At 42.1% G+C, this 13,117-nt stretch carries 12 protein-coding genes; all 12 read left to right on the top strand.

Features of this window, described 5'->3' with window-relative positions:
- The first annotated feature begins 160 nt into the window (after nucleotides 1-160).
- The 12 genes from ACTJJD_RS03760 (at nucleotide 161) to dnaI (ending at nucleotide 13,117) form a co-directional block, all read left to right on the top strand.
- Nucleotides 161-889, top strand: coding sequence for a response regulator transcription factor (locus ACTJJD_RS03760; protein ID WP_007501691.1), 729 nt, complete (start codon nucleotides 161-163; stop codon nucleotides 887-889).
- Entirely contained in the window at nucleotides 882-2,624 is a 1,743-nt protein-coding gene (pnpS, locus tag ACTJJD_RS03755) for a two-component system histidine kinase PnpS (RefSeq protein ID WP_440608118.1), read from the top strand. Before ACTJJD_RS03760 ends, pnpS begins: the two co-directional genes overlap by 8 nt.
- 254 nt (nucleotides 2,625-2,878) lie before the next feature.
- On the top strand, nucleotides 2,879-5,518 hold the full coding sequence (gene polA / locus ACTJJD_RS03750) for a DNA polymerase I (RefSeq protein ID WP_057079215.1): 2,640 nt from the start codon (nucleotides 2,879-2,881) through the stop codon (nucleotides 5,516-5,518).
- A gap of 25 nt (nucleotides 5,519-5,543) precedes the next feature.
- Nucleotides 5,544-6,377 carry a DNA-formamidopyrimidine glycosylase gene (gene mutM, locus ACTJJD_RS03745; protein ID WP_281201226.1) on the top strand — a complete coding sequence of 278 codons (834 nt, stop codon included), beginning with the start codon at nucleotides 5,544-5,546 and terminating at the stop codon, nucleotides 6,375-6,377.
- A gap of 174 nt (nucleotides 6,378-6,551) precedes the next feature.
- Nucleotides 6,552-7,184, top strand: a complete 633-nt coding sequence (gene ytaF / locus ACTJJD_RS03740) for a sporulation membrane protein YtaF (protein ID WP_440608117.1) — start codon at nucleotides 6,552-6,554, stop codon at nucleotides 7,182-7,184.
- A gap of 13 nt (nucleotides 7,185-7,197) precedes the next feature.
- Nucleotides 7,198-7,803: a dephospho-CoA kinase gene (gene coaE / locus ACTJJD_RS03735; RefSeq protein ID WP_440608116.1), complete on the top strand. Its 606-nt coding sequence runs from the start codon at nucleotides 7,198-7,200 to the stop codon at nucleotides 7,801-7,803.
- Between the two features lie 172 nt (nucleotides 7,804-7,975).
- Nucleotides 7,976-8,998, top strand: a complete 1,023-nt coding sequence (locus ACTJJD_RS03730; protein WP_008346043.1) for a glyceraldehyde-3-phosphate dehydrogenase — start codon at nucleotides 7,976-7,978, stop codon at nucleotides 8,996-8,998.
- Nucleotides 8,999-9,233: 235 nt separating this feature from the next.
- Complete coding sequence (speD, locus tag ACTJJD_RS03725) at nucleotides 9,234-9,614, top strand: adenosylmethionine decarboxylase (protein ID WP_003216492.1); 381 nt, start codon at nucleotides 9,234-9,236, stop codon at nucleotides 9,612-9,614.
- Nucleotides 9,615-9,799: 185 nt separating this feature from the next.
- Nucleotides 9,800-10,186, top strand: a complete 387-nt coding sequence (locus ACTJJD_RS03720; RefSeq protein ID WP_017358264.1) for a hypothetical protein — start codon at nucleotides 9,800-9,802, stop codon at nucleotides 10,184-10,186.
- Nucleotides 10,187-10,190: 4 nt separating this feature from the next.
- Nucleotides 10,191-10,649 (top strand): transcriptional regulator NrdR, encoded by a 459-nt coding sequence (nrdR, locus tag ACTJJD_RS03715; protein ID WP_003216720.1) that lies wholly within the window; start codon nucleotides 10,191-10,193, stop codon nucleotides 10,647-10,649.
- 99 nt (nucleotides 10,650-10,748) lie between these two features.
- Nucleotides 10,749-12,170 carry a replication initiation and membrane attachment family protein gene (locus ACTJJD_RS03710; RefSeq protein ID WP_236798161.1) on the top strand — a complete coding sequence of 474 codons (1,422 nt, stop codon included), beginning with the start codon at nucleotides 10,749-10,751 and terminating at the stop codon, nucleotides 12,168-12,170.
- 17 nt (nucleotides 12,171-12,187) lie between these two features.
- The gene (dnaI, locus tag ACTJJD_RS03705) at nucleotides 12,188-13,117 is read left to right on the top strand and encodes a primosomal protein DnaI (protein WP_008346034.1); all 930 of its coding nucleotides are present in this window, start codon (nucleotides 12,188-12,190) and stop codon (nucleotides 13,115-13,117) included.

Below are 13,117 nucleotides of genomic sequence, written 5' to 3'. Positions count from 1 at the left end.
TGAGGAGTCTTCTTTTTGTTTACAAAGCCAATCTTGTCGAAATTTTAAATTGTTCTCTTGTTAAGCTTTCGTTAAAATGAAAGAGAAAGCATGACTTCTCGCTTTTCACATAAGATACAAAAAACCGGATGCAGGGGAAATCACTAATTGGAGGCACAACATGAATAAAAAAATATTAGTTGTGGATGATGAAGAATCAATTGTAACACTTCTAAGCTATAACCTTGAAAGGGCGGGCTACGATGTCGTCACAGCAAGAGACGGAGAAGAAGCGCTTGAAAAAGCAGCAAGTGAACAGCCTGATCTGATTGTGCTTGATTTAATGCTTCCGAAAATGGACGGCATTGAAGTGTGCAAACAACTGAGAATTCAAAAAATGATGTTCCCTATTTTAATGCTGACAGCAAAGGACGATGAATTTGATAAGGTGCTCGGTCTTGAACTTGGAGCCGATGATTACATGACAAAACCTTTCAGTCCTAGAGAAGTGGGTGCTCGGGTAAAAGCCATTTTGAGAAGAGCACAGCAATCTCAGCCGGCTCCCGTGCAAGAAGAGAAGGAAGAGATCATTGCAGACCAAATTAAAATTGGAGACCTGCGCATTTTACCTGAACATTACGAAGTCTATTTCCAAGAAGAACGTCTAGAGCTCACGCCAAAGGAATTTGAACTGCTTCTTTATTTGGCTAAGCATAAAGGCCGTGTCCTGACGCGTGATCTATTGTTAAGTGCGGTTTGGAATTATGACTTTGCAGGTGATACTCGTATTGTGGATGTGCATATCAGCCACTTGCGGGACAAAATTGAAAAGAACACGAAAAAACCAACATATATTAAAACCATTCGAGGCTTAGGCTACAAATTGGAGGAGCCAAAGCCAAATGAGTAAAGTGAGAACCCGCCTTTTTTCTGGGCTCATTTTTCTCCTGTTTATTGTGTTTGTTGCGCTTGGTCTTTTCTTGGATCATATGTTTCATATTTTCTATGAAACAAAATTAACCGAACGAATGGAAAAGGAATCGAGTTTTCTCCTTTCTTCTATGAATGTTGAAGATTTGAATGCGGAGCAAAACAAGAAGATTCTCAATCAAGCAAAGCAACATCTCGATATGAATGCGTCGATTGTGGACGTGAAGGGGAATATCATACATACAACGGGTCAAGCAGAACAAAGGGCTGTCATTTTAAACACACTGAAAAGTGAGCAGCTCCAAACAAAAGGAACGTTCATTGAGGATGAGAAGGATTCGCTGTTTCATTATGCAGTCCCAATGATGAAACAAAACGAACCGGCGGGATATTTATTTCTTCATGCTTCATTCCAGCCTTTGAATGAGATTGATGGTCAGCTCTGGCTTGCATTAGCCTTTTGTCTTGGTTCAGCCATTATTATCATCGTCTTTTTTGGCTATCGCATGTCGATGAAGTATGTAAAGCCGATTGATTATGCCACAAAGGTGGCCAAACAGCTTGAACGAGGGAACTATGATACAAATAACTATGAAGAGCTGATCATTGAAACAAGTGAACTCAATACATCAATGAAGCGTCTGGCAGAAAGTCTTCAAGACATGACAAGCGCTGGCGAAATGCAGCGAGATCGTCTGCAAACAGTCATTGAAAACATTGGAGCGGGGATTATTTTGATTGATAAAATGGGCTATATTCACTTAGTCAATCGAACATTCCGCAAGCAATTCAAAGTGCAAAAACATATTTACATGCACAAGCTGTATCATGAAGCCATTACCCATGAAGAGATTATTGAGTTAATAGACGAAATTTTCATGACAGAAACCAAGGTCCGAAAGTTTTTACGTCTCGCTGTTGACATCGAGCGCCGTTATTTCCAAGTCGATGGTGTCCCGATCTTAAGTACAGACGATGAATGGAAAGGGATTGTTCTTGTCTTTCATGATGTGACAGAAACAAAGCAGCTAGAACAGATGCGAAAAGACTTTGTCGCTAACGTGTCACATGAATTAAAGACACCGATCACGTCAATTAAAGGCTTTTCTGAAACACTTCTGGATGGTGCCATTGACGACAAAGAAGCGCTGACACAATTTTTGTCCATCATCCTAAAAGAGAGTATTCGTTTAGAAACGCTCATCCAAGACTTACTTGATCTCTCGAAAATTGAACAGCAGCATTTTAAGCTGAATATTCAAGAAGCCAATGCGACAGAAATCATTCAAGAGATTGAAGTGCTGCTAAAACAAAAGGCTGCTGAAAAAGGCATTGACCTACAAGTGCGTGTCCCGAAAGAGCCGGTCTATGTCATGGCAGATCCGCTGAGATTAAAACAAATTTTCCTCAACCTGATCAATAATGCCCTCACCTATACACCAGAGGGAGGAAGTGTCACGATCACAGCAAGACAGAGGAAAGACAGCTATGAATTTGATGTAGCAGATACAGGGATCGGTATGAAAAAGAGTGAGATTCCAAGAATATTCGAGAGATTTTATCGAATTGATAAAGATCGAAGTAGAAACTCAGGCGGTACAGGGCTTGGTCTTGCCATTGTCAAACACCTTGTCGAAGCACATGAAGGAACGATTTCTGTTCATAGCAAACAAGGCAAAGGGACGACGTTTACCGTGAGTTTAAAGTCAAAATAGAGAAGAATGGAAAGTGGCGTTAAAATTTACATGATCTTTACAATGAATTCATGTTTTGTTAATCAATCATTGGTAGGATGAATAGGAACCCCTTCATCCAAGGAGCCAATTTTGGAAGGACGAAAACACTTGTTGTTTTCGTCCCTTTTTTATGCAGGCTCGTCTATTTTCTTTTCAAAATAAACTTTGATAAAATGAACATACAATGTGCGAAAGAGACGGCTGAGCCGGCTCAGTCGATGGAGGATTAAAAGATGACAGATCAAAAGAAATTAGTACTTGTGGATGGAAACAGTCTCGCTTATCGAGCCTTTTTTGCTTTGCCGCTATTATCCAATGATAAAGGCGTACATACAAATGCCATTTATGGCTTTGCGATGATCTTAATGAAGATGCTGGAAGACGAGAAGCCGACTCATATGCTCGTAGCATTTGATGCGGGTAAAACCACCTTCCGTCACGAGACCTTTAAGGAATATAAAGGCGGAAGACAAAAAACTCCGCCAGAACTATCAGAACAAATGCCGTTCATCCGTGAGCTATTAGATGCTTATCAAGTGAAAAGGTACGAGCTTCCGCAATACGAGGCAGATGACATTATCGGCACACTGGCTGTAGAGGCAGAAAAGGACGGCTTTGAGGTCAAAATCTTCTCAGGAGATAAAGACTTAACGCAGCTTTCAACAGACCATACAACAGTAGCCATTACGAAAAAAGGGATCACAGAAGTAGAATATTACACGCCGGCCCATATTGAAGAGAAATACGGCCTCAGACCAGATCAAATCATCGACATGAAAGGGCTGATGGGAGACTCATCAGACAATATCCCTGGCGTGCCTGGTGTCGGTGAAAAAACAGCGATCAAATTACTAAAGCAGTTTGAAACGGTTGAAAATCTGCTTGATCATATTGACGAAGTCAGCGGGAAAAAGCTAAAAGAAAAGCTTGAAGAATATAAAGAACAAGCGGTGATGAGTAAAAAGCTGGCGACGATTCTCGTAGAAGCACCAATAGATGTGTCAAGCAAAGAGCTCGCCTATGAAGGTCCTCACATGGAGCAGGTCATCTCGCTTTATAAAGAACTGGGCTTTCAAACGCTGCTAGAGCGTTTAGGAGAAGCGCCAGAATCAGATGAACCAGTAGAAATAGACGAACTAGACGTGAAGAAAATGACAGATGTCACGGAGGACATGCTGACAGATCACGCTGCACTTGTGGTAGAACAGCTAGGAGACAATTATCACGAAGCCGATTTGATAGGGTTTGCGATCCATAATGAGAACGGTGCATTTTTTATGACAAAAGAAGATGCTCTGCAATCTGAAGCGTTTAAACAATGGGTACAGGATGAAACGAAGAAGAAATGGGTCTTTGATTCCAAAAGAGCGGTTGTTGCGCTCAGATGGCATGATGTTGATCTTAAAGGTGTCGATAACGATGTCCTGCTCGCTTCCTATGTGGTCAATCCGCAGAAATCCTATGAGGACGTTGCAAGTGTGGCGAAGGAATATGGCCTGAACATAGCCCTTTCCGATGAAAAAGTATACGGAAAAGGAGCGAAACAGGCGATTCCACCGGAAGAAGAGCTAAAAGACCATCTTGGAAGAAAAGCAGCAGCGATCTCTGCGCTGCATGATTTGACCCGTGAAGCGTTAGAAAAAAATGATCAGCATGAGCTGTATGAAGATTTAGAGCTGCCACTTGCCCTCATCTTAGGTGAAATGGAATCTCTTGGGGTAAAAGTGGATGTTGAACGCCTTCAGAAAATGGGTGAAGAACTCACGAAGAAGCTGAAGGAATATGAAGAAACCATTCATCGGTTAGCAGGAGAAACATTTAACATCAATTCACCGAAGCAACTTGGTGTGATTTTATTTGAAAAATTAGGACTGCCGGTTATCAAAAAGACCAAAACAGGCTACTCTACGTCTGCGGATGTCCTTGAAAAGCTTGAAGACAAGCACGAAATTATTCGGTCCATTCTGCATTACCGTCAAATAGGAAAGCTGCAATCCACTTATGTGGAAGGCTTAATGAAAGTGACGCGCAAAGATACGCATAAAGTGCACACAAGATTTAATCAGGCACTTACACAAACAGGAAGACTAAGCTCAACAGACCCAAACCTTCAAAACATCCCGATTCGTTTAGAAGAAGGCCGAAAAATTCGTCAAGCGTTCGTTCCGTCAAAAGAAGGCTGGCTCATGTTTGCAGCTGACTATTCTCAAATTGAGCTGCGTGTACTCGCGCACATTTCTCAAGATGAGAACTTGATTGAAGCCTTTACGCAAGATATGGATATTCACACGAAGACTGCCATGGATGTGTTCCATGTCTCAGAAGAAGAAGTGACTTCCTCTATGAGAAGACAGGCCAAAGCTGTCAACTTCGGAATCGTATATGGAATTAGTGATTATGGACTGTCTCAAAACCTTGGGATTACAAGAAAAGAAGCAGCGGCCTTCATTGACCGTTATTTAACAAGCTTTAAAGGCGTGAAAACCTATATGGAGGACATCGTGCAGGAAGCAAAACAAAAAGGATATGTGACCACGCTTCTTAAACGCAGACGATATATCCCAGATATCACAAGCCGTAATTTTAATGTGAAAAGCTTTGCTGAAAGAACGGCAATGAACACACCGATCCAAGGCAGTGCCGCCGATATCATCAAAAAAGCGATGATTGATATGGCACGAAAGTTAAAAGAAGAGAATCTGCAGGCAAATCTGTTATTGCAAGTGCACGATGAACTGATCTTTGAAGCGCCAAAAGAAGAAATCGCCATATTAGAAAAAATCGTCCCTGAAGTCATGGAAAGCGCACTTCAGCTTGATGTGCCGCTAAAAGTCGATTTCGCTTCAGGCCCATCTTGGTACGACGCAAAATAAAGAGAGAGAAAAAGGAGCGAGGAGCATGCCGGAATTACCAGAGGTTGAGACCGTCCGGCGCACTCTTCAGCGGTTAGTCAAAGGAAAAACGATTGAAACGGTCGATATCAAATGGCCAAATATCATCAAACGTCCTGGGGAACCGGAAGAGTTCGCTAGAAGGATGGTAGGAGAAACCATTCAAACCATTGAAAGAAGAGGGAAGTTTCTACTCTTTCATTTAGACCACTATGTGATGGTCTCCCATTTAAGAATGGAAGGGAAATACCGTGTACATGAAACTGGTGAGCCTTATGATAAACATGTACACGTCGTCTTTACGTTCACAGATGGTACCGAACTTCGGTACCAGGATGTCCGTAAATTTGGGACGATGCATCTATTTCAGCCAGGCGAAGAAGAAAAAGAACTTCCGCTATCACAGCTGGGGTATGAACCTTTTTCAGATTCATTTACACCAGACTATTTATGGGAGCAATTAAAGAAAACCTCCCGCGTAGTCAAAACGGCTTTACTTGATCAAAAAATCGTGGTTGGCCTCGGTAATATTTATGTAGATGAAGTGCTGTTTAAATCAGGCATTCATCCAGAAACAAAAGCGAATCAGCTAAGTCTTGCATCTTGCAAGGTGCTCCACAAACATATTATTGACACGCTTCAAGTGGCTGTTGATGCAGGAGGCAGCACGATTCGCTCCTACATCAATTCACAAGGTGATATTGGGACTTTTCAATTACAGCTTCTTGTATATGACCGGCGGGGAGAACCTTGTCAGACGTGCGGCAGTATCATAGAGAAAACAGTGGTGGGAGGGCGTGGCACTCATTTTTGTGTGACCTGCCAAAAACGCCCTTCATAAAGGTAAGCCGTCAGCATGCTTCCTTTTTGCCATGCATACGATAAAAAACATTCTTTTTTCAGCAAGGTGTAGACTGACACACAGCCCACCTGCTCTTCATATAGTGAAGAAGAGTCTAAGGACGCCTAGAGACTCTTGATCATCGTTGCATGAACAGAAAGGAAGAGTACAGGTATGATTTCGTTTTCGCTTCTGTTTTTAGCTATTGCCGTCAGCATTGACAGCTTTTCTGTAGGTTTTACGTATGGTCTTCGCAAGATGAGGATTCCATTTAAAGCCATCGTTATTATTGCTTGCTGTTCAGGAATTGTGTTGCTCATTTCCATGCTGATTGGCAGCCTGCTCACGACATTCCTCCCTGTCTCAGTGACAGATAAACTGGGTGGAGGCATCTTAATTGCCATCGGACTTTGGGTTCTGTATCAATTTTATAAACCCGCGAAAGAGCGTGATTTGCTCCTTCATGAAAAAACACTTCTCAATATAGAAGTGCAGTCTCTTGGGCTTGTGATTCATATTTTACGAAAGCCTACAAGTGCAGATATTGACCGCTCTGGCACCATTAATGGAATGGAAGCGGTGCTTCTTGGAATTGCTTTATCCATCGATGCATTTGGTGCAGGGATTGGTGCAGCGATTCTTGGTTTTTCTCCAATTGTCATGAGCATCACGGTCGCTGTGATGAGTTCTCTTTTTGTATGCATCGGACTGCGTGCAGGTCATTATTTGGCCAATTGGCGCTGGATCGATAAACTCGCATGCTTACCAGGGCTGTTGCTCATTTTAATTGGGATGTGGAAGCTGTAAAGGAGGAAACGAATTGACGCTCGTCATTGGATTAACAGGCGGGATTGCTAGCGGAAAAAGCACAGTCTCGCAGATGATAAAAGAGAAAGGCATTCGGGTGGTGGATGCTGATATCATTGCAAAAGAAGCGGTTTCTAAAGGATCGGCTGCCCTTCATCAAATCGTTCAAACTTTTGGTGAAGAGGTTCTTCTGTCAAATGGTGAACTGAACCGGCAGCAGCTTGGAGCGATCATTTTTTCTGATGAAGAGAAAAGAAAAAAGCTCAATGCCATCGTTCATCCTGAAGTCAGAAAGGAAATGCTCGAGCAGCGTGATGAAGGGGTGAGCAACAATGAAACATTTGTTGTGCTTGATATCCCGCTCCTATTCGAGAGCAAGCTGGAAGGTCTAGTCGACCGCATCATCGTTGTGTACACGACGCCTGAATTGCAGCTGTCGCGGCTCATGAATCGAAACGACCTGAGCGAGGAAGAAGCACTGAATCGCATTCACTCCCAGCAGCCTCTTGAGGAAAAATGCCAAAAAGCAGACCGCGTGATAGAAAACACAAAAGATCTTGCTTTTATTAGAAAGCAATTAGAGAACATATTAAACGAATGGGAACATACAGATAAGTAAGAGTACATACAGTACTCTTCTTTTTTTATGCTTTTTTCGTCAATTTCATTGCAAAGAACAGCCCTTTTTTGAAAATATACGTTTATATACTGGCAATTACATTCTAATGTGATATACTAATTTCATAAATAAATTTATTGAGTATAACACATAATAGAGGAGTGACCTGTTCATGAAGGTAAAAGCAGCGATCAATGGGTTTGGCAGAATTGGACGCATGGTCTTCAGAAAAGCAATGCTTGATGATCAAATTCAAATTGTAGCGGTGAACGCAAGCTATCCTGCCGAAACGCTAGCACATTTAATTAAATATGACACAAATCATGGACGTTACGAATGCGATGTGACAGCAGAAGATGACGCGTTGATTGTCAATGGCAAAAGAGTGCTTTTGCTCAATAATAGAGACCCAAAGCAGCTTCCATGGGGAGAGCTTGGGATTGATATCGTGATCGAAGCAACAGGGAAATTTAATTCAAAAGATCAAGCGATGGGCCATATAGATGCCGGAGCGAAAAAGGTCGTACTTACAGCTCCAGGTAAAAATGAAGACGTTACAATTGTAATGGGTGTCAATGAGGATGATCTTGATCCTGAAAAGCACGTCGTTATTTCAAACGCATCATGTACAACAAACTGTTTAGCACCAGTTGTCAAATTGTTAGATGATGAATTTGGCATCGACAACGGCTTAATGACAACGGTTCATGCTTATACAAATGATCAAAAAAATATCGACAACCCCCACAAGGATTTGCGCCGGGCAAGAGCATGTGCCCAGTCCATCATTCCAACGACGACGGGTGCCGCTAAAGCGCTTTCTTTAGTGTTGCCGCACATGAAAGGGAAATTACATGGACTTGCACTTCGAGTGCCAGTTTCTAATGTATCGATGGTTGATCTTGTGGTCGACTTGAAAAAAGATGTCACAGCAGAAGAAGTCAATGCTGCCTTTGCAACGGCTTCAAAAACATCTCTTGCTGGCATATTAGACTACACCGATGAACCACTTGTCTCCACAGACTTTAACACAAACCCTTATTCTGCTGTCGTTGATGGACTTACAACGATGGTGATGGAAGGCAGAAAAGTAAAAGTTCTTGCATGGTATGACAATGAATGGGGCTATTCTTGCAGAGTGGTTGATCTTGTAAAGTTTGTTGGTTCCCAGATGAAAGAGCTTTCAGCTGTTTGAAATGAAGAAGACTGAACGTCCCTTTTCAAGAAATGAGAGAAAATCCCACTAAAAACACAGCTTGCAAAATGGGTCTAAACAAAGTATACTATTTTTCGTGAACTTCTTGTTCGCAGACTCATTCGGGTATACTTAAAGGGTTAGGACCTCTTTGGACTAACTTTCCCCCGTGGTATATGTCCGGTCCGGCTGCTTAGAACTTCACTCTTTCATTCTTGTTTAAGGGGGGTCCATGATGGAAACAATCGGACGTCACGTTATCTCCGAGTTATGGGGATGCGACTGTGATAAACTGAACGACATGGATTTTATTGAAAAAACGTTTGTAAATGCAGCTTTGAAATCAGGAGCTGAAGTAAGAGAGGTTGCTTTTCACAAATTTGCACCTCAAGGAGTAAGTGGAGTTGTCATCATTTCTGAATCTCATCTGACAATTCACAGCTTTCCTGAACATGGTTATGCGAGCATAGATGTTTATACTTGCGGCGATCTAGATCCGAATATTGCAGCAGATCATATCGGAGATGAACTAGGTGCTGAAACAAGAGAAAACATCGAAATTCCTCGAGGCATGGGACCTGTACAAGTGAAACAGGCGCAAGCCAAAGCACTGTAAACATAAAAAAGATTGCAATGGGAGCTGGCCAAAAGCATTAAATGCCTTTGTGTTATGCTCCTTTTTATATTTGTTCCATACACGGGCATCCAGCATGATCCAACCTGTCTATACTTTTGTTCTAGGAAAACAAAGGTTTTTTTTATAAAATAAAGAAGAGGGTTTATGACAAAGGGGATACGTGTATGACTTTAGGACAAAAGCTAAAACGATTCATTTCAAATCATACAGAAACATCTGACCATCATCCAGTGTCAGAGCTGAAAAGCCATTACTACAAATCGACACAAACTCAAGTTTTCCAAGCGGTAGAAGCCGTTCTTTCAAGAAACGATTCCTATCAAGTGACATCTGTTTCAGCAGAACGAGGTGAAATCAGCGCAAACATACGAACGCCGAAAAAAGCTTTTCTCGTGGCGACTGTCATTTCAATTCGTCCTTTTGAAACAGCTGTCGATTTTAATGTGACAACAGAAACAGCACTGCCAACAGACTTTGGCTACAGTCAAAAGGCTGTTTTGTCCCTCTATAAAGAACTAGACAAACAACTTCCAAGAAGAGATCGGAGCTGATGAAATGAAATGTCCCACATGTCAGCACCTTGGCACAAGGGTGCTTGATTCAAGACCAGTAGATGAAGGGAAGTCCATCCGTCGGAGAAGAGAGTGTGAAAGCTGTCAATATCGCTTCACGACGTTTGAAAAATTAGAAGAATTGCCATTGATTGTGGTGAAAAAAGAAGGAATTCGAGAAGAATTCAGCCGGGAAAAGATGCTGAGAGGCCTCATCAAAGCATGTGAAAAACGTCCTGTCGCTTTAAAACAGCTCGAGGATGTCTGCTTTAACATCGAGAAGGAATTGCGTAACCAAGGCATGTCAGAGGTGAAAAGCGAGCTTGTAGGGGAAATGGTGATGGACGAGCTGGCGAAAATTGATGAAGTGTCTTACGTCAGGTTTGCCTCGGTATACCGTCAATTTAAAGATATCAATGTATTTATTGATGAATTAAAAGATTTATTAAAGAAAGAACGCTAAAAAAGAGCTGAAGATTCTTCATGCTCTTTTTCCTGCGTAAAGCGTAAAACGCAAAAAGAGTGTACAATGAAGACAACCGTATTAAGGGAGGATCAGCATATGACAGAGCATTGGAAGGAAGTGCTAGCCGTCGATCCGTATGTCGTCAAAAGCGCTTCATTGCTCGGTGACATCGATAGACAGCTTATTACTCTTTTATATCAGCCGCTTATTGGCATGTCCGCTTTCAGTTTATACATGACGCTGTGGGGAGAGCTGGAACAAAATCGAATGTGGGGGAAACCCGCACCTCACCGTCAGCTGATGGTGATGCTGCAAACGAACTTAAATGATATTTTTGAGGAGCGCTTAAAGCTTGAAGCGATCGGATTACTCCGCACATATGAACAGGAAACGGAAGAAGGCAGACTGTTTACATATGAGCTCGTGCCGCCGCTGAGACCGGATGAATTTTTCCAAGACGGTATGCTGAATGTCCTTTTGTATCATCGGGTAGAGAAAGCAAAATATATGCAGCTTCGTGATTATTTTTCTTATCCAGGAGTTCCTGCTGATGCAAAGAACATCTCCCGATCGTTTGAAGAAGTGTTTCACGTCTTGCAGCCAGGAGAGCGCAAGATGACAGAGGAAATCAATCAGGCGTCATCGCTTGACGAGGGCTACGAATATGTGACAGTTGGCTCAAGTCAGCCTGCACCGCTTTCAGATGAATCTTTTGATTTTGATCTATTGTTAGCAGGCATGTCGGATATGATGATTCCGAGAAAAGCTTTGACAAAGCAAGTGAAAGAGACAATTAAGAAGTTAGCGGTCGTCTATGGCATCACCCCGCTGCAAATGCAAAATATTGTCGCAGGTGCCTGTGGTTCAGATCAGATGATATCAACTGAGGATCTGCGAAAAGCAGCGAGAGACTGGTATCAAATTGAATACAGAGGTGAACAGCCGAAGCTGATTGATCAAAAACAGCCAAGGCATTTACGTCACAATGTCACGCAAAATTCAGGTGCAGATGCGCCTGATGCGAAATTGATTGAAAAGCTTGATCATATTTCGCCTAGAGAGCTTCTAAAAGATATGGCAGATGGCATTGAGCCGACGTATGCAGACTTAAGAATTGTTGAAGATATTATGCTTGAGCAGCAGCTAGAGCCTGGGGTCATGAATGTCCTGATCTACTATACACTGCTAAAAACCGATATGAAACTGTCCAAAACATATATGCAGAAAATCGCCGCCCACTGGGTGCGAAAGAAAATCAAAACAGTGGCAGCTGCTATGAAAATTGCCAAAGAAGAGAATAGGCAAATGACAGAATGGGCGCAGCAAAAAAATAAGCGTCAATCATATGGGGCAGGAAAAGTGATCCGCGAGGAGAAACTGCCTGACTGGATGAAGGAAGCTGAAACGAAAGAACAGCCAAAGGAACAGACAGATAACTTGTCTACAGAGGACCTCGAACGAGAAAAAGAAAAATTGTTAGATCAGTTTAATAATATGAAAAAGTACAATGCACATTAATGTGAGGTGAGATGGAGATGAAACCGATCGGTCGTTCATTTGATCAGCTAAAAGGGCGGGTAGATTTTCGCGTGAGATACAATCAGATTAAAGAAAGTGTCCTAGCTGATGAAGATGTAAAAGCTTTTTTAAAGGAGCATCAAGAGGACATCCAAGAAGACATGATCAATCGCAGCTTGAACAGGCTCTTTGAATATGTACAACAATCAAAGGGCTGTTCTTACTGCTTAGAGGAAGAGAATGTAAATGTCATTTTAGACGGGTATCACCCGAAGCTTGTGATCAAAGGTCAGAGCATTGATATTGAATATTCCCCTTGTCCTGTCAAACTGCGGCTTGATAGACAGAAAAAACAGCAAGAACTTATGAAAAGTATGTATATTCCGCAGAATGTTCTTCAAGCGACGTTTGCTGATTTAAATGTGGTTGGAAGACAAGAAGTCATTCAAAAAGTAGGTCAATTCTTGCAAAGTTATGATGAAACAGGTAAGGGCAAAGGCCTCTATTTACATGGAAAGTTTGGGGTCGGAAAAACATTTATTCTGGCAGCGATTGCGCAGCAGCTAGCGGTAAAAGAGTATCCATCTCTCCTTGTATACGTGCCTGAATTTGTGAGAGAGTTAAAAAATTCGTTAGCCGATCATACACTCGAAGAGAAGCTGAATATGGTCAAGTCAACACCGATTTTAATGCTTGATGATATTGGAGCAGAGTCGATGACAAGCTGGGTACGAGATGAACTTTTAGGAACAATCTTGCAATACCGCATGGCAGAGCAGCTGCCGACTTTTTTCTCTTCTAATTTCTCACCGAATGAGTTAAAGCATCACTTTACGTACTCACAGCGCGGGGAAAAAGAAGAGGTGAAGGCAGCTCGATTAATGGAACGTATTCTCTACCTAGCTGAACCAGTTCTGCTTGAAGGGGAAAATCGCCGTCATTTATAA

It is taken from the genome of Bacillus sp. 22446 (assembly GCF_052044955.1).
Lineage (GTDB): Bacteria > Bacillota > Bacilli > Bacillales > Bacillaceae > Bacillus > Bacillus altitudinis.
This window is presented reverse-complemented; position numbering and strand designations above follow the sequence as displayed.

Excerpts from the sequence above, each read along its gene's own strand:
- ACTJJD_RS03760 (WP_007501691.1), top strand. The coding sequence starts at position 161 with ATGAATAAAAAAATATTAGTTGTGGATGATGAAGAATCAATTGTAACA.
- pnpS (WP_440608118.1), top strand. The coding sequence starts at position 882 with ATGAGTAAAGTGAGAACCCGCCTTTTTTCTGGGCTCATTTTTCTCCTG.
- polA (WP_057079215.1), top strand. The coding sequence starts at position 2,879 with ATGACAGATCAAAAGAAATTAGTACTTGTGGATGGAAACAGTCTCGCT.
- mutM (WP_281201226.1), top strand. The coding sequence starts at position 5,544 with ATGCCGGAATTACCAGAGGTTGAGACCGTCCGGCGCACTCTTCAGCGG.
- ytaF (WP_440608117.1), top strand. The coding sequence starts at position 6,552 with ATGATTTCGTTTTCGCTTCTGTTTTTAGCTATTGCCGTCAGCATTGAC.
- ACTJJD_RS03730 (WP_008346043.1), top strand. The coding sequence starts at position 7,976 with ATGAAGGTAAAAGCAGCGATCAATGGGTTTGGCAGAATTGGACGCATG.
- speD (WP_003216492.1), top strand. The coding sequence starts at position 9,234 with ATGGAAACAATCGGACGTCACGTTATCTCCGAGTTATGGGGATGCGAC.
- ACTJJD_RS03720 (WP_017358264.1), top strand. The coding sequence starts at position 9,800 with ATGACTTTAGGACAAAAGCTAAAACGATTCATTTCAAATCATACAGAA.
- nrdR (WP_003216720.1), top strand. The coding sequence starts at position 10,191 with ATGAAATGTCCCACATGTCAGCACCTTGGCACAAGGGTGCTTGATTCA.
- ACTJJD_RS03710 (WP_236798161.1), top strand. The coding sequence starts at position 10,749 with ATGACAGAGCATTGGAAGGAAGTGCTAGCCGTCGATCCGTATGTCGTC.
- dnaI (WP_008346034.1), top strand. The coding sequence starts at position 12,188 with ATGAAACCGATCGGTCGTTCATTTGATCAGCTAAAAGGGCGGGTAGAT.